14 protein-coding genes, 5 tRNA genes and 3 pseudogenes are annotated in these 19,148 nt (G+C 39.8%); 4 read left to right on the forward strand and 18 right to left on the reverse strand.

Going from position 1 to position 19,148, the window contains the following annotated elements; genetic code table 11:
• The 13 genes and pseudogenes from H5079_RS11935 to H5079_RS11995 form a co-directional block, all read right to left on the reverse strand.
• Positions 1-317: pseudogene (locus H5079_RS11935) on the reverse strand (transposase); the annotation flags it as partial.
• 90 nt (positions 318-407) lie between these two features.
• Positions 408-533 (reverse strand): annotated as a pseudogene (locus H5079_RS11940) (transposase); the annotation flags it as partial.
• Positions 534-790: 257 nt separating this feature from the next.
• Positions 791-2,692, reverse strand: a complete 1,902-nt coding sequence (locus H5079_RS11945) for a SurA N-terminal domain-containing protein (protein WP_089368565.1) — start codon at positions 2,690-2,692, stop codon at positions 791-793.
• A gap of 171 nt (positions 2,693-2,863) precedes the next feature.
• Positions 2,864-3,172: pseudogene (locus H5079_RS11950) on the reverse strand (HU family DNA-binding protein); the annotation flags it as partial.
• Positions 3,173-3,342: 170 nt separating this feature from the next.
• On the reverse strand, positions 3,343-5,703 hold the full coding sequence (gene lon / locus H5079_RS11955; RefSeq protein WP_182684163.1) for an endopeptidase La: 2,361 nt from the start codon (positions 5,701-5,703) through the stop codon (positions 3,343-3,345).
• Positions 5,704-5,852: 149 nt separating this feature from the next.
• Positions 5,853-7,136, reverse strand: a complete 1,284-nt coding sequence (gene clpX / locus H5079_RS11960; protein WP_011328719.1) for an ATP-dependent protease ATP-binding subunit ClpX — start codon at positions 7,134-7,136, stop codon at positions 5,853-5,855.
• A gap of 132 nt (positions 7,137-7,268) precedes the next feature.
• Positions 7,269-7,886, reverse strand: coding sequence for an ATP-dependent Clp endopeptidase proteolytic subunit ClpP (clpP, locus tag H5079_RS11965; protein WP_182684164.1), 618 nt, complete (start codon positions 7,884-7,886; stop codon positions 7,269-7,271).
• Between the two features lie 164 nt (positions 7,887-8,050).
• On the reverse strand, positions 8,051-9,355 hold the full coding sequence (tig, locus tag H5079_RS11970; RefSeq protein ID WP_011328721.1) for a trigger factor: 1,305 nt from the start codon (positions 9,353-9,355) through the stop codon (positions 8,051-8,053).
• A 456-nt stretch (positions 9,356-9,811) separates the two neighbouring features.
• Positions 9,812-9,888 (reverse strand) — tRNA-Pro (locus H5079_RS11975).
• Between the two features lie 64 nt (positions 9,889-9,952).
• Positions 9,953-10,029: transfer RNA gene (locus H5079_RS11980), tRNA-Pro, on the reverse strand.
• Between the two features lie 15 nt (positions 10,030-10,044).
• A tRNA-His gene (locus tag H5079_RS11985) sits at positions 10,045-10,120 on the reverse strand.
• 23 nt (positions 10,121-10,143) lie between these two features.
• Positions 10,144-10,220: transfer RNA gene (locus tag H5079_RS11990), tRNA-Arg, on the reverse strand.
• Positions 10,221-10,336: 116 nt separating this feature from the next.
• Positions 10,337-10,413: transfer RNA gene (locus H5079_RS11995), tRNA-Pro, on the reverse strand.
• 345 nt (positions 10,414-10,758) lie between these two features.
• Here H5079_RS11995 and folD point away from each other — a divergent pair.
• Positions 10,759-11,613: a bifunctional methylenetetrahydrofolate dehydrogenase/methenyltetrahydrofolate cyclohydrolase FolD gene (gene folD, locus H5079_RS12000; RefSeq protein ID WP_011328722.1), complete on the forward strand. Its 855-nt coding sequence runs from the start codon at positions 10,759-10,761 to the stop codon at positions 11,611-11,613.
• Positions 11,614-11,701: 88 nt separating this feature from the next.
• On the opposite strand, the gene cysS is transcribed toward folD, so the two are convergent.
• Positions 11,702-13,081: a cysteine--tRNA ligase gene (cysS, locus tag H5079_RS12005; RefSeq protein WP_086993300.1), complete on the reverse strand. Its 1,380-nt coding sequence runs from the start codon at positions 13,079-13,081 to the stop codon at positions 11,702-11,704.
• A gap of 155 nt (positions 13,082-13,236) precedes the next feature.
• On the opposite strand from cysS, the gene H5079_RS12010 reads away from it, so the two are divergent.
• Positions 13,237-13,728: a peptidylprolyl isomerase gene (locus H5079_RS12010; protein WP_011328724.1), complete on the forward strand. Its 492-nt coding sequence runs from the start codon at positions 13,237-13,239 to the stop codon at positions 13,726-13,728.
• 112 nt (positions 13,729-13,840) lie between these two features.
• A complete protein-coding gene (locus tag H5079_RS12015; RefSeq protein ID WP_182684165.1) occupies positions 13,841-14,581 on the forward strand; it encodes a UDP-2,3-diacylglucosamine diphosphatase in 741 nt (246 codons plus the stop codon).
• Between the two features lie 18 nt (positions 14,582-14,599).
• On the opposite strand, the gene H5079_RS12020 is transcribed toward H5079_RS12015, so the two are convergent.
• Positions 14,600-15,367 carry a tRNA isopentenyl-2-thiomethyl-A-37 hydroxylase MiaE gene (locus H5079_RS12020; RefSeq protein ID WP_011328726.1) on the reverse strand — a complete coding sequence of 256 codons (768 nt, stop codon included), beginning with the start codon at positions 15,365-15,367 and terminating at the stop codon, positions 14,600-14,602.
• 223 nt (positions 15,368-15,590) lie between these two features.
• On the opposite strand from H5079_RS12020, the gene H5079_RS12025 reads away from it, so the two are divergent.
• Positions 15,591-16,190, forward strand: a complete 600-nt coding sequence (locus H5079_RS12025; RefSeq protein ID WP_011328727.1) for a Yip1 family protein — start codon at positions 15,591-15,593, stop codon at positions 16,188-16,190.
• 93 nt (positions 16,191-16,283) lie between these two features.
• Here H5079_RS12025 and purF read toward each other — a convergent pair whose 3' ends face one another.
• The 3 genes from purF to H5079_RS12040 all read right to left on the reverse strand — a co-directional run bounded on the left by purF (position 16,284) and on the right by H5079_RS12040 (position 19,148).
• Positions 16,284-17,810: an amidophosphoribosyltransferase gene (gene purF, locus H5079_RS12030; protein WP_011328728.1), complete on the reverse strand. Its 1,527-nt coding sequence runs from the start codon at positions 17,808-17,810 to the stop codon at positions 16,284-16,286.
• Positions 17,811-17,828: 18 nt separating this feature from the next.
• Complete coding sequence (locus tag H5079_RS12035) at positions 17,829-18,323, reverse strand: CvpA family protein (RefSeq protein ID WP_041454502.1); 495 nt, start codon at positions 18,321-18,323, stop codon at positions 17,829-17,831.
• A 195-nt stretch (positions 18,324-18,518) separates the two neighbouring features.
• The gene (locus H5079_RS12040; RefSeq protein ID WP_179808016.1) at positions 18,519-19,148 is read right to left on the reverse strand and encodes an SPOR domain-containing protein; all 630 of its coding nucleotides are present in this window, start codon (positions 19,146-19,148) and stop codon (positions 18,519-18,521) included.

Raw genomic sequence — 19,148 nt, forward strand, 5'->3', positions numbered from 1 at the left:
TTAGTGAGTACAGTGCCTTTACAAAGCCTGTGCCACCGCTGAATAATGGCTTTATCGGTTAGTCGCTTGGCTTTTTTATCATCAACATAGAGTACTAAGTGGGTGTGATTACTCATTACTGCATACGCACACACATCGATACAAAATACGTTAGCGAGGGCAAGTAATTTGCTTTCAACCCACCCTCTGCGATGTTCATACGATTGATTAGTAAAGTTGTCTACGCCGCATAAAAATGCACGGCGTACACAGCGCGAAATACAGTGATAGTATTTTGTATCGACCAAACTAACCTGACGTTTTCTTGCGATAGCCATGTGACACCCTGCTTAATTATTGCACTAAACAGAGCATAGTTAATTACACTGATATTACAAATATTAAGATGGGTGTCTGCATTAAAAATAATGTTCATACGATTGATTAGTAAAGTTGTCTACGCCGCATAACAATGCACGGCGTACACAGCGCGAAATACAGTGGTAGTATTTTGTATCGACCAAACTAACCTGACGTTTTCTTGCGATAGCCATGTTGCACCCTGCTTGATTATTGAACTAATCAGAGCATAGTTAATTACACTGATATTACAAATATTAGGGTGGGTGTCTGCATTAAAAATATTTCAACTGTAAACCTAAATACCAAGTTTGGTTAATCACTTACTGATATCTGGCACCTTCTTTTAGTAATAACTGATCTTACTCATAACTACTTTTCCTAATAGCTGCTTTTTACAAATAAAAAAGGCGCTTTAAAAAAGCGCCTTTTAATTATTTAATTACGAATTTTACTCTGCGGCTTGCGCTACATTTGGTAAGTTAATTTTCGCTTGAGCTTTTAATGACTCAATAAACACCATGTAGTTTTTGTTTGCTTGTGCCATGGTAATGTTTTGCTGAATTTGTGGGTCAATATTATCTGCAACTTCAGCGTTCGTTACCGATTTAAGCGCAACAATCGCAGCATCACCATTATTTAAATTAACTAGCTCAACGATTGCTGAATCAGTTGGGTGAGCCATTTTAAATGTTTGCGTCACAATAGCTGGCGAAACAGTATAGCTCTGACGCGTTAACTGCGCTTCTTGGCGAACTGTTAGGTTTTGCTCAGCGGCAACGTCATTTAAGCTCTTGCCTGCTTGTACTTCTGCAAAGAGTGTACGGGCTTTTTCTTTAGCAAGCGCTGATGTTTTCTCGTTAACTAAGCTGGCTTTAATTTGCTCGCTTACATCGCTTAGTGCTTTAGTGGCAGCTGGCTCATGTTCATTAACACGCACCACAATAACATGCTCATTACCTAACTCAATCAGCTCTGAGTTTACTTTATCTTCAAGTAAATCAACTGATGTTAATGCTGTAATAACTGCAGGGCTGTTTAACGGCTCTGGTAGCTCATTTAGCGCTACAAGTGGAGTAGACTTAATCTCTACACCCGCGGCTTCTGCTGCATCAACTAAGCGGTCTGAAATTTCAAACGCAAGCGCGGCCATTTCTGTTTGCTTTTCGTAAAATGCATCTACTTTTTCAGCTTTTTCTAGTTCTGCACGTAAATCTGCTTTTACATCATCGTAGGCTTTTACTTGCTGCGCCTGTAGGTCGGTTAGTTTAATAATGTGGTAACCAAATTCTGATGCTATAACGTCTGAGTAGTCACCTTTATTTTCGAGCGCAAATGCTGCGTCTTCAAAAACAGGATCCATTACATCACGTTCTATCCACTCTAAATCGCCACCCATTTCGCCACTTACAATATCATCAGACGATGATTCTGCTAGCTCGGCAAAATCAGCACCTTGATTTAATTGCGCTAATAAAGACTCTGCTTTTGCTTTAGCTGCATCATCGTCTTCACTGTTATCAATTAAAATATGCGAAACACGACGCTTTTCAGGCTCAACGTATTGCGCTTTACTTTGTTCGTAATAGGCTTTTACGTCATCTTCAGTTACTGAAGCAACTGTAATGTCTTGCGCTTTTAGCTCTATGTAATTAACCGATAAACGCTCAGGAGATAAAAACTGGCCGCTATTTAATTCATAGTAATCTGCTATTTCTTGCTCACTCACTACAACACTGTCTTGCATTGCTTCTTTATTAACTACTAGGTAGTCAATGCTGCGCGTTTGTTGTTGTAGAGCAATGGCACTCTCAAGTTCATTTTTTAGCGCAAAATCACTTCCCGCAACAGCAGATACAAGCTGGCTGCGTGTCATGTCTTTACGTAAATACTCGCGAAATGAGTCTGGTTGAAAGTTCATTTGACGAATAACTTGCAAGTAACGGTCGTTGTTAAAGCTTTCACCAATTTTAAAATAAGGTAATTCTAAAATGGTTTGTCTTACACTTTCATCGCTTACACGAAGGCCTAACTCTGCCGCTAGTTGAGTTTGCAGTTCTTGTTGTACTAAACGGTCAATTACACCTTGGCGTATTTGCGCCATGTAATTTGGATCGGCTGCAATTTGGGTAAAGTATTCACCAAACTGTTGCTCTAATCGGCCTCGTTCATTTTGAAACGCACGATTAAATTCGGTTTGACTAATTTTAATACCATTTACTTCAGCAACAGGTTGTTCTGTGGTTTGACCTAGGTAACTACCAATTCCTGCTAAAGCAAAAGATAAAATCACGGCGCCTAAAATTACTTTGGCTATAGGTCCTTGCGAACCCTCTCTGATTTTCTCAAGCATTTGTTTATCTCTTTTCTGAGCAAGGTTTTTACCTTGTCATATGTAAAAAAAGCGTATCTTACCAGATACGCTTTTTCACTTGAAGTAACTGGCGGTAAAGTTACTTAATTCATCTTCTGTGGTCATTAAGTATTTTTACACTCGCCACAACTAATGTGTTTAAAACAGTGATTAGTTTACTGCGTCTTTTAGTGCTTTACCTGCTTTAAATGCAGGGATAGTTGCAGCAGCAATTTGAATTGTTTCGCCAGTTTGTGGGTTACGGCCTGAACGTGCAGCACGGTCACGAACTGAAAAAGTACCAAAACCAACAAGTGCAACTGAGTCGCCTTCTTTAAGTGCGCCAGTAACTGATTCGATAAATGAATCCAGTGCACGACCTGCAGCCGCTTTAGAAATGTCAGCATCAGCTGCGATTTGATCGATTAATTGAGATTTATTCACAATATCATCCTCTTTAATTGTTGTTATCAAGAGCGATTGTTTTTTACTAACATCACTGTTTTGAAAATTTAGAGCAAACTATTATGCTCATACGATTATATTTTTCTTAAGCCTAGTAACCATAAGGGCTAGGCTTGAAAACCAGTGCTTAACTTATCATACCGTTTAGATTTGAAAAGCCCCTAAAAGCACTTTTTTAGCGTTTTTTATCGGTTTTTCGGCGTTTCGACTGAAAAACTATCAACTGGGTGCACTAAAGCAAGTTTTAATACTTCATCAATCCATGTAACTGGGTGAATATCAAGGCCAGCCAATACGTTGTCTGGGATCTCTTTTAGGTCACGTTCGTTAATTTTTGGAATAATAACCGTTTTAATACCGCCGCGATGCGCTGCTAATAATTTCTCTTTTAAGCCACCAATTGGTAGTACTTCACCACGCAATGTAATTTCGCCTGTCATGGCAACATCGGCACGTACCGGATTACCCGTTAAGCTCGACACTAAACCAGTTACCATAGCAGCACCTGCACTTGGACCATCTTTAGGCGTTGCGCCTTCAGGTACGTGTACATGAATATCGCGCTTTTCATAAAAATCACTGTTAATACGAAACTCTTCCGCTCGGTTTCGTACTACTGTCATGGCTGCTTGTATCGACTCTTGCATTACATCACCTAATGAGCCGGTATAGCTAAGCTTACCTTTACCTGGTACTGCGGCGCATTCAATAGTTAGCAAGTCGCCGCCCACTTCAGTCCATGCAAGGCCTGTAACTTGGCCAATACGGTCGCCGTCTTCTGCTTTACCGTAATCAAAGCGTTGCACCCCTAAAAAGTCCTCTAGGTTGTGCTCATCGATAGTGACTGTTGTGGTGTCTTTTTCGATTAAAATATTTTTAACCGCTTTACGACATAGTTTAGATATTTCGCGCTCTAAATTACGTACACCCGCTTCACGCGTGTAATAACGAATAATACCGGTAATGGCACTATCGGCTATCTCAATTTCATGCTCTTTTAAGCCATTACGCTTAACTTGCTTGGTAATTAAGTGCTGTTTAGCAATATTTAGTTTTTCATCTTCGGTGTAACCCGACAAACGAATAACTTCCATTCGATCTAGTAACGGCCCTGGAATGTTAAAGCTGTTTGATGTAGCAACAAACATCACATCCGACAAATCGTAGTCAACTTCTAGGTAGTGATCGGCAAAATGACTATTTTGCTCAGGATCTAACACCTCAAGTAATGCAGATGCGGGATCACCACGCATGTCTGATGACATTTTGTCGATTTCATCAAGTAAAAACAATGGGTTTTTAACGCCCACTTTTGTCATATTCTGAATCATTTTACCTGGCATTGAGCCAATGTAAGTACGACGATGGCCACGAATTTCAGCTTCATCACGTACACCGCCAAGCGCCATACGAATATACTTACGGCCGGTAGAGCGTGCAATAGATTGACCTAAAGAGGTTTTACCCACACCAGGCGGCCCTACTAGACACAAAATAGGCCCTTTAAGCTTGTTAGTACGTTGTTGCACCGCTAGATACTCTAAAATACGTTCTTTAACTTTTTCTAAGCCGTAATGGTCGCTATCAAGTATTCTTTGCGCGCCAGCTAAATCTTTTTTAACTTTTGAGCGTTTTTTCCACGGTACACTAATTAGTGTATCTATGTATGAGCGCACTACACTGGCTTCTGCCGACATTGGCGACATCATTTTTAGCTTACTTAACTCAGCCGTCGCTTTTTCTTTTGCTTCGGTTGGCATGCCCGACTCTTCAATACGCTTTTTCAGCGCTTCAAACTCGTCTGGCACATCATCAAGTTCACCGAGCTCTTTTTGAATAGCTTTCATTTGCTCATTGAGGTAATACTCGCGCTGTGATTTTTCCATCTGCTTTTTAACGCGGCTACGTATTTTTTTCTCAACTTGCAGTAAATCTATTTCGCCTTCCATTAGCGCCATTAAGTATTCTAAGCGTTCGGTAACACTTGAGGTTTCTAATACTTTTTGTTTTTCAGGCACTTTTAATGGCATATGAGCTGCCATGGTATCGGCAAGGCGCGCCGGATCGTCAATCCCCGAAACCGAAGTAAGTACTTCTGGTGGGATTTTTTTATTGAGTTTTACATAGCCTTCAAATTGGCTAATTGCGCTGCGAATAAACACATCTTGCTCATGCTCATCTATTGATTCTGATTCAATAAACTGCGCATTAGCTACAAAAAATTCTTCGCTATCAATAAATTCTTCAATTTTTGCGCGCTGCGTACCTTCTACTAAAACTTTTACTGTACCGTCTGGTAACTTTAATAACTGAAGTACAGTGGCAATAGTACCAACACGATAAATATCATCTTGCTCAGGCTCATCTACGGTTGCATCTTTTTGGGCAACCAAGAAAATTTGTTTGTCTTTATCCATTGCCGCTTCAAGGCATTTTATTGATTTTTCACGGCCTACAAAAAGCGGGATCACCATGTGCGGATATACCACTACATCGCGCAGTGCTAATACTGGGATTTCGACTCGATCGGTTCTCTCAAGCGTCATTATATTTCTCTTTGCACTTCATTTATTTTAAAGATTACTCAAGTATATGGGGATAACCTAATTAAAGTTCAACGATTTTCCCGTACTCAATTAAATTAATTATAAAAAAAGGAGCCTTAGGCTCCTTTTTAAATCAAATAGCTTAAAAACTACTCAGATGCTGCTTTATCTTGATTATTATTTTCATAAATCAAAATTGGGTCTGATTCACCTTTAATTACGGTTTCATCTATAACCACTTTGCTTACATTATCCATAGAAGGTAGCTCATACATAGTATCAAGTAATACACCTTCAACGATTGAACGCAAACCACGAGCACCTGTTTTACGCTCCATTGCTTTGTGGGCAATTGCAGCTAAGGCATCATCGCGAAACTCAAGCTCAACATCTTCCATACCAAACAATACTGAAAACTGTTTAGTAATGGCGTTTTTAGGCTCACTTAAAATTTGTATTAGTGCAGCTTCATCAAGTTCAGTTAATGTAGCAACTACCGGTAAACGGCCGATAAACTCAGGGATCAAGCCGTACTTAACTAAATCCTCTGGCTCTACGTCTTTAAATGTATCACTTAAAGAGCGGCTCGCTGCAGACTCTTTAACATCAACACCAAAACCAATACCGGTATTTTTATGGCTACGTTGCTCAATCACTTTATCAAGACCTGAGAATGCGCCACCACAAATAAACAAGATTTTAGACGTATCTACTTGTAAAAACTCTTGCTGTGGGTGCTTACGGCCACCTTGTGGTGGAACCGAAGCTATGGTGCCTTCTATCAGTTTAAGTAGTGCTTGTTGCACGCCTTCGCCTGATACATCACGCGTAATTGACGGGTTGTCTGATTTACGAGAAATTTTATCAATTTCATCTATGTAAACAATACCACGTTGTGCTTTTTCTACATCGTAATCGCATTTTTGTAACAGCTTTTGAATGATGTTTTCAACATCTTCACCCACATAACCCGCTTCGGTTAATGTGGTTGCATCGGCCATAGTAAACGGCACATCTAATAAGCGTGCTAACGTTTCTGCTAGTAATGTTTTACCACTACCTGTAGGACCAATTAATAAGATATTACTTTTACTTAGTTCAATATCTTGCTTAGTCGACTGATTACGTAGGCGTTTGTAATGGTTGTATACCGCTACAGACAATACTTTTTTAGCATGGTCTTGGCCAATAACATAGTCGTCTAAGTGTTTACGAATTTCTTTTGGTACAGGTAGTTTGTCAGAGGCATCGTGCTTAGGCGCAATGTCTTTTATTTCTTCTCTGATAATATCGTTACACAACTCTACACATTCATCACAAACATATACTGAAGGGCCTGCAATTAATTTGCGTACTTCATGTTGGCTTTTGCCGCAAAAAGAACAGTATAACAATTTACTACTTTTGTCGCCGTCTGTAGGAGTGTCAGACATTCAGCTACCTCATTTTATACGTTGGCCACCAAATTGGTCGATGGCTATTTCAATACGTTTTAACTATACCAAAATTTAATTTTTTCGCATAGTAACTCAAAGTGGCAAACAGCCTAGCTGTTTGCCAAACGCTTACTTGCTAGCGCGATTTTTAAATACTGAGTCTACAATGCCGTAATCTACAGCTTGATCAGCACTCATAAAGTTATCACGATCAGTGTCTTTAGAAATCACGTCTAATGGTTGGCCTGTATGCTCAGCCATTAAGCGGTTTAGCTTGCCTTTAATAGACAGGATTTCTTTGGCATGTATTTCAAAGTCAGATGCTTGACCTTGGAAACCACCTAATGGTTGGTGGATCATTACGCGCGAGTTCGGTAGACAAAAACGTTTGCCCTTTGCCCCAGCGGTAAGTAAAAAAGCACCCATGCTAGCAGCTTGACCTACACAAATTGTACTTACATCTGGTTTAATGAAGTTCATTGTGTCGTAAATTGCCATACCCGCAGTAACCGAACCACCTGGTGAGTTTATATATAAAAAGATATCTTTATCTGGGTTTTCTGATTCTAAGAACAACATTTGCGCTAAAATCAGGTTTGCCATGTTGTCTTCAACAGGACCCGTTAAAAAGATAATACGCTCTTTTAATAATCTCGAATAAATGTCATACGAGCGCTCGCCTTTAGGTGTTTGTTCAACAACCATAGGGACCAATGCGTTTAGGGGATCTGTAATACCAATATTCATACTTATTTAATTCCTTATGCGCTTATACTTGTCCTTATTAAAGAAAAGCATAGTTATCATTTTTCGCAAATTAAGAACCACAAACTAAAATGGCCCGAGCACACTGCATAAACAGAGTAACACGAGCCATTTAATCGTTAGCGAGCACTTAAGTCAATGACTTATTAAGCACCTTGCTGTGGATTCATGATGTCGTCAAATGCTGTTTCAACGTCAGTCACAGTTGCTTTAGCTAAGATAGCCTCAACAGCTTGCTCTTCCATTGCTACATTACGCATTTGCTGCATAAGTTGATCATTCGCTTTGTAGTATTCTACTACTTCAGTTGGATCTTCGTATGCAGAAGCTACCGTTGCGATTAATGCTTCAACTTTAGCGTCGTCAACTTTAATCTCGTTAGCTTTAATCACTTCACCTAATAAAAGGCCAGTTTTAACACGTGTTACTGCTTGCTCATGGAACAATTCAGCAGGAAGCTCAGGCATGTTTTGCGCATCGCCACCAAAACGTTGAGCAGCTTGCTGACGTAATGCGTCAACTTCTTGATCAACTAGTGCTTTAGGCACTTCAATTTCGTTGTTCGCTAAAAGACCTTTAATAGCTTGATCTTTAACGTTAGCTTTAACCGCTTGGTCTAGCTCACGTGTCATGTTCTTTTTAACTTCAACTTTAAGCGCGTCAACACCACCTTCGGTAACACCGAATTTAGTTGCAAATTCTTCGCTTAATTCAGGTAACTCTTGCGCTTCAACTTTTTTCACTGTGATAGTGAATTGAGCCGCTTTACCTTTTAAGTTTTCAGCATGGTAATCATCAGGGAAAGTTACGTCAGCAATTGCTTCTTCGCCTGCTTTTTTACCTACGATATTATCTTCAAAACCTGGGATCATACGACCTTGGCCAAGTTCTAATGGGAAGTCTTCAGCTTTGCCGCCTTCAAATACTTCACCGTCGATAGTACCTACAAAATCAACCGTTACACGGTCGTTTTCGCCAGCAGCTGTATCAACTTCAGCCCAATCTGCGTGTTGCTTACGAAGTGTTTCTAGCATGTTAGCTAAATCTTCGTCAGTTACTGTTACGGCTGGTTTTTCAACTGTAATTTTGTCTAAACCTTGAACTTCAACTTCAGGGTAAACTTCAAACGTAGCCGAAAACTCTAAATCTTTACCAGCTTCAAGTGCTTTTGGAGCAAATGTTGGTGCGCCAGCTGGGTTAATTTTTTCTGAAACAATTGCTTCATAGAAATTACGTTGCATTACTTCGCCAGCAACTTCTTGACGAACTGCTGGTCCAAAACGCTTGTTAATTACTGATGCTGGAACTTTACCAGCACGGAAGCCATCAATACGCTGCGTTTTTGACAGTTGTTGTAAGCGTTTTTTTACTTCATTCTCAACGTTCTCTGCAGGAACGGTGATGGTCAGACGGCGCTCAAGGCCTTGGGTCGTCTCAACAGAAACTTGCATGATTTACCTCAATCTTCAATTTTGGCGACTGTTCGCCTTCTTTACACACAAAGTCATCTTTAGGAGTCTTGATAAAATTTAAACCTTTGTGGCTTAAAAACATTCGTCGCTACCACCAGATACCATTGCTGCTCTGCCCTGCGGGCACTATATTAAAATAATAGACGCGGCATTATAACGTAATATTGATGATAGTCGAGTGTAGGAAACAATTTTTTGAAGCACAATTGTGTTATTAGTAATCAAGCGAATAAAAAACAGGCTAATTTAGCAGCTAATCAAAAGTATAAAGTTATAGTTTATAAGTTCTAAAATAGTTTATTAGTGAGTTTTTATTATTTATTTTCGAATATTAACAATCTCTGCTTAAACAAAGTGCTCGATAATACTGATTTTGAAGTGAGTAGTGCGTGTAATATCAAAACCATTTTCATTTATTATTGTTAATAAAGAAAATGGTCGGCGATGCAGGATTTGAACCTGCGACCCCTTGGACCCAAACCAAGTGCGCTACCAAACTGCGCTAATCGCCGATATATTTTTTATACTTAACTTTTGAATACTTAAACTTTGTATTTAAGACCATTTATAAGAAAATGGTCGGCGATGCAGGATTTGAACCTGCGACCCCTTGGACCCAAACCAAGTGCGCTACCAAACTGCGCTAATCGCCGATACTCTTTGTAAATTGGGGTGACTGATGGGGCTCGAACCCACGACAACCGGAATCACAATCCGGGGCTCTACCAACTGAGCTACAATCACCACGGTATTTACTTGTTTTCAAATGGTGCACCCAGAAGGATTCGAACCTTCGACCCACGCCTTAGAAGGGCGTTGCTCTATCCAGCTGAGCTATGGGCGCATCGAAAACTTCATAGTTTACCAATAAGCTAATTACGTAAGTACAATGGCTTTGTGCAAATGTACTATTGCATTAATACCCAAATAATATCCACTTAGCTTAATTACTTAAGAAAGTGGTCGGCGATGCAGGATTTGAACCTGCGACCCCTTGGACCCAAACCAAGTGCGCTACCAAACTGCGCTAATCGCCGATGCTTATAATTGTTAGCGAGTGACCTCGTTGACAACGGGGTGCATAATAGTGATTTGGCTGGGTTAGGTCAAACGTTTTTTTAAGAAAACAATTCAATTGCTCACTTTTAGTTCATAATAGCCAGAATAACCTAATAGCCGGCTGAAATTTAGACTATTTTGTATAATCAAATACGCTATTAGCTAAAAGCAACTTGGCGCTTTAGTGCTTTTCTGCGAAAATAGTAAACATATTAAAAATGGATTTAATAAAGTAAGTATTTCTTTATTACATTACCCCTATTTTTTGTATATCCATTTTAAGTATCTGTATCAAGTTAATTAACCCTAATTAAAGGTCACCCATGACGGCAAACATCATTGATGGTAAAGCAATAGCAAAACAAGTACGTAGCGCAGTTGCACAACGCGTTTCAGAGCGAGTAGCACAAAACCTTCGTGCGCCCGGTCTTGCAGTAGTGCTTGTAGGACTCGACCCTGCGAGTCAGGTTTATGTTGGCTCAAAACGTAAAGCCTGTGAAGAAGTTGGTTTTATCTCTAAATCTTTTGATTTACCAGCAAATACCACTGAGCAAACACTATTAGAGTTAATTGATGAATTAAACAACGATCAAGAAATAGACGGTATTTTAGTACAACTCCCTTTACCTGAAGGTCTTGATGTAGAAAAGATTCTTGAACGTATTACCCCGCATAAAGATGTAGATGGTTTTCATCCTTACAATATAGGCCGACTAGCCCAACGTATGCCAGCCCTTCGTCCTTGTACACCAAAAGGTATTATTACCTTACTTGACTCAACGGGTGTGCGTTATAAAGGATTGCATGCTGTGGTTGTAGGTGCATCCAATATTGTAGGGCGTCCTATGGCACTAGAGCTATTGTTAGCTGGTTGCACTACCACTGTTTGTCATAAGTTTACACAAGACTTAGAAACCCATGTTCGTCGGGCCGATTTATTAGTGGTTGCAGTTGGTAAACCTGAATTTATTCCTGGTGACTGGGTTAAAGAAGGTGCGATTGTTATTGATGTAGGTATTAACCGCTTAGATAGCGGTAAGTTAGTGGGTGATGTTGAATATAGTGTTGCTGAGCAAAAAGCTGACTTTATTACCCCTGTACCTGGTGGTGTAGGCCCTATGACAGTGGCAAGCTTGATTGAAAACACCCTCGAAGCGTGTGAAAAATATCATAGCTAAGCGCTAACAGAATCAAAAAAGGGTTGCCAAGTGGCAACCCTTTTTAATGCAACTAATAAAGTTAGTTATTATTTTTGAGATAAACCAATTACGCTTTACGCCAAGTGGTTTTACCGGCTGAATCTTCTAGTATTACGCCTAACGCACTAAGTGCATCGCGCGCTTCATCAGCAGCAGCCCAGTTTTTACTAGCACGCGCATCGTTACGCTTAACTATTAGCGCTTCAATTTGTGCTACTTCGTCATCGTCTTGCCCACCTTGTAAAAAGGCTTCTGGGTCCTGTTGAGCAACACCTAGCACTTCGCTTATGCTACCTAGTATAAATGCTAACTGCCCTGCTTGCTGGCTATCAATATCTTTTACGCGGTTTAGCTCTTTAGCTAGCTCAAACAACACAGGTAATGCTTCTGGTGTATTAAAGTCATCATCCATCGCCTTTCTAAACTTAATAACATACTCGTTGTCATCAAGCTCACACGCTACCGGTTCAACCCCACGAAGTGCTGTATAAATACGCTCAAGTGATGAGCGAGCTTGATCTAAATTTTCTTGCGAATAATTTAGCTGGCTGCGGTAATGGCCCGAGATTAAAAAGTAACGTACCGATTCTGCATCGTACTGTTTTAACACTTCACGCACAGTAAAAAAGTTATCTAACGATTTAGACATTTTTTCTTTATTTACTTGCACCATACCCGTGTGGATCCAAGTATTTACATACTTGCCATTATTTGCACAGCACGATTGTGCAATTTCGTTTTCGTGATGCGGAAACTGTAAGTCAGAACCCCCACCATGAATATCAAAATGCTCACCCAAATGCTTTGAGCTCATAGCAGAACATTCAATATGCCAACCTGGACGCCCTTCGCCCCATGGAGATGACCATGATGGCTCACCCGCTTTGGCTTTTTTCCACAATACAAAATCAAGCGGATCGTCTTTATCCTGAGCAACCTCAACACGCGATCCTGATTGCAGCATGGTTAAATCTTGCTGCGATAATGCGCCGTACTGCTCAAAGGTAGAAACATCAAACAATACATCACCATCGGCAGCAACATAAGCATGGCCTTTGGTAATTAAGCGCTCAACCATTTCAATAATTTCATCCATGTGCGCAGTTACTGTTGGTTCAACATCGGGGCGTAACATGTTTAAACTATCAAAATCTTCATGCATGGCTTTCGTCATGCGCACTGTTAAGTCGTTTATTGACTCGCCATTTTCGTTAGCGCGTTTAATTATTTTGTCATCAACATCGGTAATATTACGCACATACTTTAAATCATAACCAATATGGCGAAGGTAGCGAACAATCACATCGAAGCCAACAAAGGTACGCGCATGCCCAATATGACAGTAATCATAAATGGTGATACCACACACATACATGTCGATTTTGCCTTCGACCATTGGTTTAAATTGCTCTTTTTGTCGCGTTAGTGTGTTGTATATATTAACCATTTACTTTGAGTCCTTGACTATTAACTTGAACAGCTATGTTACCACTTGAAAAGCCCCTGCTCTAGCGCTTTATAACAAAGCAAACATCTACTTTGTTAATCTTAGCTAACTGAGATAAAATAGCGCGACTATTTAAACCAGATACAGGAAACCTCATGGTTGTTCTACACACTAATTTTGGTGACATCACCATTAAAATGTTTGATCAAGAAGCTCCAAACACAGTTAAAAACTTTTTAGAGTATGCAAATGCTGGCTTTTTCAACGGCACTATCTTTCATCGTGTAATCGATGGTTTTATGGTTCAAGGCGGTGGTTTTATCCCTGGTATGGATCAAAAAGAAGTAAATGATCCAATTAAAAATGAAGCTAACAATGGCCTATCAAATAAAGTAGGTACTTTAGCAATGGCACGTACGCCTGATCCTCATTCAGCTACAGCGCAATTTTTCATTAACGTTAACGACAACGATTTTTTAAACCACAGCAGCGAAACGTCGCAAGGCTGGGGTTACTGTGTATTTGCTGAAGTTGTTGAAGGCATGGACATAGTTAATAAAATTAAAGGCGTAGCGACAGGTAGCAACGGCTTTCACCAAGACGTACCACTTGAAGATGTAATTATCGAAAGCGTTACTGTTAACTAATAGCGTTTACTCACATTATGTGGGTATATAAGCGGGTATTAATATAAATTAAGTTTAAATATTTACTTAATTTATATAAGCCCGCTTTTATTTTATCTAAAAAGACTCATCTATGACTCGCAAAACTTATTTTATTGCCGATTTACATCTAAGTGAAAACCGCCCTGATATTAGCGCGGCATTTTTTAGCTTTTTAAATACGCACATACTTCATCAAGATGTAGATGCACTGTACATTTTAGGTGATTTTTTTGAAGTATGGGTTGGCGACGATTACATTACAACGCTGAGCGCTAATGTAGCAAAGCATTTAAAAGCAGTCAGTGATGGCGGTACACCGGTTTATTTTATTCATGGTAATCGCGACTTTATTATGCGCGACAAGTATGCCGCAATGGCAGGCATGACCTTACTTGATGAGCAAACCGTAATAGATTTATACGGTACACCAACGGTTATTTTACATGGCGATGAAATGTGTACTCAAGATATAGAGTACCAAAAGTTTCGTCGTAAAAGCCGCGGATGGTGGTGGCCAAAACTAATGTTGGCTATGCCACTATGGTATCGTAAAAAAATAGCCCGTAATGCACGTGAAAAAAGTAAACTTAGCCAAGCCAATAAACCCCTTGAAATACTCGATGTGATTGATGACGCCGTACTCGCTACTTTTGCTAAGCACCAGGTCACTAATATGATCCACGGTCATACTCATCGCCCTAATGTGCATACTTACACAGTAAACCAAGAAACTTTAACGCGTACGGTTTTAGGTGACTGGTACACCCAAGGCTCATATTTAGTGGTTACACCACAGGCTCAAAAGTTAATTAGCACTCCTTTTAAGGCGTAAAATGAGTGCTACAAAAGGTTAGTTTTTTAATGCAGGAATACCGCTATGAAATTTAAAGTCGGTATCGGGCGTTGCAATGAGCTCACGTTCTTTTTCTGCAAAAAACTGCACTCGCTCGGTAATATCAAAGTCGGCAATTTCTTGCGCCAGCGTTAAATAATCTTGATAATGTCGCGCTTCAGAGCGCAATAGCGATATATAAAAGTCACCTAAACGTTTATCTACATGCGGAGCAAGCTTAGCAAAACGCTCACACGATCGCGCCTCAATGTAAGCACCCACTATAAGCTTATCGACCAGAGCATCTGGCTCAAAGGTTTTCACATTGCGCAGCATACCTTTAGCATAACGACATGGGGTAATACTTCTATATTCAACACCGTACTCGTCCATAATTTCTAATACTTGATAAAAATGATGCAACTCTTCTTTTATTAGCATCACCATTTTATCGATTAACTCTTGCCCATACGGCGAGTTAGATTTAGGAATAATAGCCTTGGTAAGCTTGTTTTTAGCCGCTAAGTCACGCCAATTGCCTTCACGTTTATAAATTAATGTTTCAAACGGTTTTAGCCACTCAAGCAGAGCGTCGCTACTTTCTTTATCCACCGCATACTTACGAATTAAAAACATCGCTGATTGCGCTGCTTTTAATTCACATATCAAATGGTCGATTAATATAATCGATAAATTTTCTTTTTTTATCGCTTCATCAACCCACTGCTGTGGGGTTTCGCATTTTAAAAAACTTAAAATTGGCGCTAATAATTGTTGCGTAGACACTTTTTGCATATCTCAGTATAACTTTAAACTTAATAACGATTTTACCATGAAACCTTTTTAAAAGATCACCACGACCTACTTTTACATGGGTATCATTTATAATTACAAAATGTTAATACAATGTTGCCTTGACTTTGTATTGCAAGTGAACCATAACTGTATAGTGACTGTATAAAAATAAAACAGTAAAAAACTAATAAGTTACTTTTATGGAGTAAACACTATGATACTAAACCACCTATGGGGGCTTTACGCTCACCCACTTGAAGAATGGCAAACAATTGATAACCGCCATGAAAGCCTAACTTATAGCCTCTCGCATATTGTGCTGATAGCGCTATTTCCCTCGGTTATGGGGTACTATTCATCGGTATATTTAGGATGGAGCATAGGTACAGGAAACCCCGTATTTTTAACCCATGACAGTGCACTACTTATTGCAATTGCAATGTATGTGGCGCTAATTGCGGGTATATTTGCTTTGGCTTATTTAGCCCACTGGATGGGAGTAACCTTTGGTGCTCAGCCCACTTTCACTCAAGCTCTCGAACTAGCAGCTTATACTGCAACCCCGGTATTTATGTCGGCACTAGCTGCTTTTTTACCGCACTTATGGTTTGTGGTGTGCGTAGGCATGGTTGCTTTGGCTTACTCGGTTTATTTACTTTATACCGGTGTGCCAATATTAATGCATATACCAGAAGAACGAGGCTTTATTTACGCAAGCTCTGTAGTAACTTGTGGCTTAATTTTACTGGTTATTATTTTAGCTGTTACCGCTATGCTATGGACTAATGGAATAGTGAGCCCCATGTTTACATAAGCATTACACCGCGTTGGAGTAAAAGTATTTGTGCTTTTTTGCACAAAAAAAAGGAGCTAATTAGCTCCTTTTTTATTTAAATATTTTTAACGATTAGTCTGATTCGTTTTCATCTTGATTATGAATTTCTAACCCTGAAGACATCGCATTTTCGCGAGTACTTTTTGCAGAGTCATTACGCATTTTATCAATACGATTTAAGTAGTCTTGATCAATATCGCCAGTTATATATTGGCCATCGAATACTGATGTTTCAAATTTAGTGATTTCAGGGTTTTCTTTGCCAACCGCTGCAATCAAATCTTTTAATGACTGAAAAATCAAACCGTCAGAACCAATACTTGCATTAATATCTTCCACTTCACGGCCATGAGCAATCAGCTCGGCTGCAGATGGCATATCAATACCGTACACATTAGGAAAACGTATTTCAGGAGCGGCTGATGCAAAATAAACGTTTTTAGCACCCGACTCTCTAGCCATTTCAACTATTTGCGCTGAGGTAGTACCACGCACAATTGAGTCATCAACCAGTAATACGTTTTTACCTTTAAACTCACGATCTATGGCATTTAACTTTTGACGCACCGATTTTTTACGTAACTCTTGGCCTGGCATAATAAATGTGCGGCCAATGTAACGGTTTTTAACAAAACCTTGGCGGTAAGGTAAATCAAGAACACGGGCTATTTCGAGCGCAATATCACACGATGTTTCAGGAATAGGAATAACCACATCAATGTCTTTATCAGCCCACTCACGTGCTATTTTTTCACCCAATTTAGTTCCCATATTTACCCGTGCTGCATAAACAGACATACGGTCAATGGTTGAATCGGGGCGAGCAAAATAAACAAACTCAAAAATACATGGTGAATAAGATACTTTATCTGCACAGCTTAACGAGTGAAATTCACCGTTTTCGGTTACATAAATAGCTTCACCTGGTGCTACATCACGAATAAATTCAAAACCATCTTGTTTTAGTGCAACACTTTCTGAAGCAAACATGTATTCGGTGCCTTTTGCGCTTTCGCGTTTACCAAATACCAATGGACGAATACCGTTAGGGTCACGAAACGCCACCACACCGTGGCCAATAATCATCGCGATAGCAGCATAGCCGCCATTCACTTTGTTATTTACTTCGGTAATAGCGGTAAAAATATCTTCTGCGCCAAGCTGTAGCTTGTTTGATTTACTTAACTCATGCGCAAGAATATTAAGCAATATTTCTGAGTCAGAGGTGGTGTTTACATGGCGTCGTGCTTCTGAAAACAATTGCTCTTTTAACTCTTCTGCATTCGTTAGGTTGCCATTATGTGCTAATGCAATACCAAAAGGAGAGTTTACATAAAATGGCTGCGCTTCTGATGAGCTTGACGAGCCTGCTGTTGGGTAACGAACATGGCCTATGCCAATTGTTCCCTGCAATCGTTTCATATGGCGAGTGTGAAATACATCTCTCACTAAACCATTTGCTTTGCGTAAGCTAAACGTATTGTTGTCAATGGTAATAATACCCGCGGCGTCTTGGCCGCGGTGCTGCAAAACAGTTAAGCCATCATAAATCGCCTGATTAACTGGCGATGTTCCGACTATTCCAACGATACCACACATGTAATTTATCCTCGCCGATTAACGGTTTACTGAATTTAAAAAGCTTGAGTTGTTTTCAAGGTATGAAAAAAACCATTCAACAACAAAGCCAAATTCCGGAATCAAAATAGAGTTGCCCCACCAATGCGTATTAGGCGCACCTGTAAAAGCATCAAGAAAGAAGAGTAACGCGCTCACGACCAACACGCCTCGAAGAGCACCAAACACTATGCCAAAAACACGGTCGGTGCCTGATAAACCAGTACGCTGTACTAATTCACCTAAAATGTAGTTTAGTAAACCGCCCAACAATAGCGTCACAAAGAATAATATGGCTATGGCCGCTGCATTTCTTAAAAGGGGTTCAGAAATGGTAGTTAGGAAGGAAGCTAAATATTGATAGAACAAGCTAGAGATGATAAAAGCGCCAGCCCATACAGCTAATGACATAGCTTCTTTAACAAAGCCGCGTATTAAACCGATGACGGTAGATAGTGCAATAATGCCAAGAATGGCGTAATCAACCCAGATCATAAGAACCAATTAGTCGCTAATTTGGGGCGCATTCTATACCTAAACATCGTTAATATGCAAGTTTAAGCGGGAGATAACTGGTTGCCCAAAACAGTAAATTTTAACCTTAATTAAAATAGTTTTGACCAACATATGAGAAGTGTAATACGACTAATAAAAACACCTAACCTTGCACACAAGGCTAGGTGCAATACGTTACTTGGTTACTTCAAATTGCGTTATTTTACCATTGAGCTTAGTTAGCTCTTTAAGTGCTGGTAATTGCTTTTGTAACTCATTTTTATTAAGCGATGGGCCAACAAATACTTTAGTTAATGTACCGTTTGGCGTTTTTACTGGCTTAGTAAAGGTTTTGAACCCTTTAGCTTGCAGCTTTGCTTGCAGCGCTTTTACGTTTGCGGCATGAGAAAAACTACCTAATTGAATGACATAAGCCATGCTGGTTAGGTTCTCATTGTTTTGGCGTGGCTTGATTGATTGTACCGGCGCAGCTGCTTGTGGTTGAGCTTTAGGCGCTATTACCGCCTCTACCACTTTAGCTTCTGATGTATAGTCACTTTGAGCAATATTAGCTTGTTGTTCAAAAGCGATATCATCTGCTTGAATGTCTTCTATCTCATCTTGTTGCAACGAGTCTGCCCCGGCTACGTTTTCATCAATTTCTTGCTGCAGATCGATTGTTTTGAACTCAGAGCGTTCTGGAATCGCTTTAAAGCCTTCTTTATAGTGCACTTTTTCACCATCAAGTATGTTAGGTATAAACACAATTGCTGCTATTACCACGATACTTGTTCCGACTAAGCGATTTATAAAACTTGAGTTCAC

The sequence above is a fragment of the Pseudoalteromonas sp. SG44-5 genome (assembly GCF_014164175.1).
In the GTDB taxonomy this organism is placed as follows: domain Bacteria; phylum Pseudomonadota; class Gammaproteobacteria; order Enterobacterales; family Alteromonadaceae; genus Pseudoalteromonas; species Pseudoalteromonas nigrifaciens.

Coding starts and splice junctions, on each gene's coding strand:
- H5079_RS11945 (WP_089368565.1), bottom strand. CDS start 2,692: ATGCTTGAGAAAATCAGAGAGGGTTCGCAAGGACCTATAGCCAAAGTA.
- lon (WP_182684163.1), bottom strand. CDS start 5,703: ATGACGCTTGAGAGAACCGATCGAGTCGAAATCCCAGTATTAGCACTG.
- clpX (WP_011328719.1), bottom strand. CDS start 7,136: ATGTCTGACACTCCTACAGACGGCGACAAAAGTAGTAAATTGTTATAC.
- clpP (WP_182684164.1), bottom strand. CDS start 7,886: ATGAATATTGGTATTACAGATCCCCTAAACGCATTGGTCCCTATGGTT.
- tig (WP_011328721.1), bottom strand. CDS start 9,355: ATGCAAGTTTCTGTTGAGACGACCCAAGGCCTTGAGCGCCGTCTGACC.
- folD (WP_011328722.1), top strand. CDS start 10,759: ATGACGGCAAACATCATTGATGGTAAAGCAATAGCAAAACAAGTACGT.
- cysS (WP_086993300.1), bottom strand. CDS start 13,081: ATGGTTAATATATACAACACACTAACGCGACAAAAAGAGCAATTTAAA.
- H5079_RS12010 (WP_011328724.1), top strand. CDS start 13,237: ATGGTTGTTCTACACACTAATTTTGGTGACATCACCATTAAAATGTTT.
- H5079_RS12015 (WP_182684165.1), top strand. CDS start 13,841: ATGACTCGCAAAACTTATTTTATTGCCGATTTACATCTAAGTGAAAAC.
- H5079_RS12025 (WP_011328727.1), top strand. CDS start 15,591: ATGATACTAAACCACCTATGGGGGCTTTACGCTCACCCACTTGAAGAA.
- purF (WP_011328728.1), bottom strand. CDS start 17,810: ATGTGTGGTATCGTTGGAATAGTCGGAACATCGCCAGTTAATCAGGCG.
- H5079_RS12035 (WP_041454502.1), bottom strand. CDS start 18,323: ATGATCTGGGTTGATTACGCCATTCTTGGCATTATTGCACTATCTACC.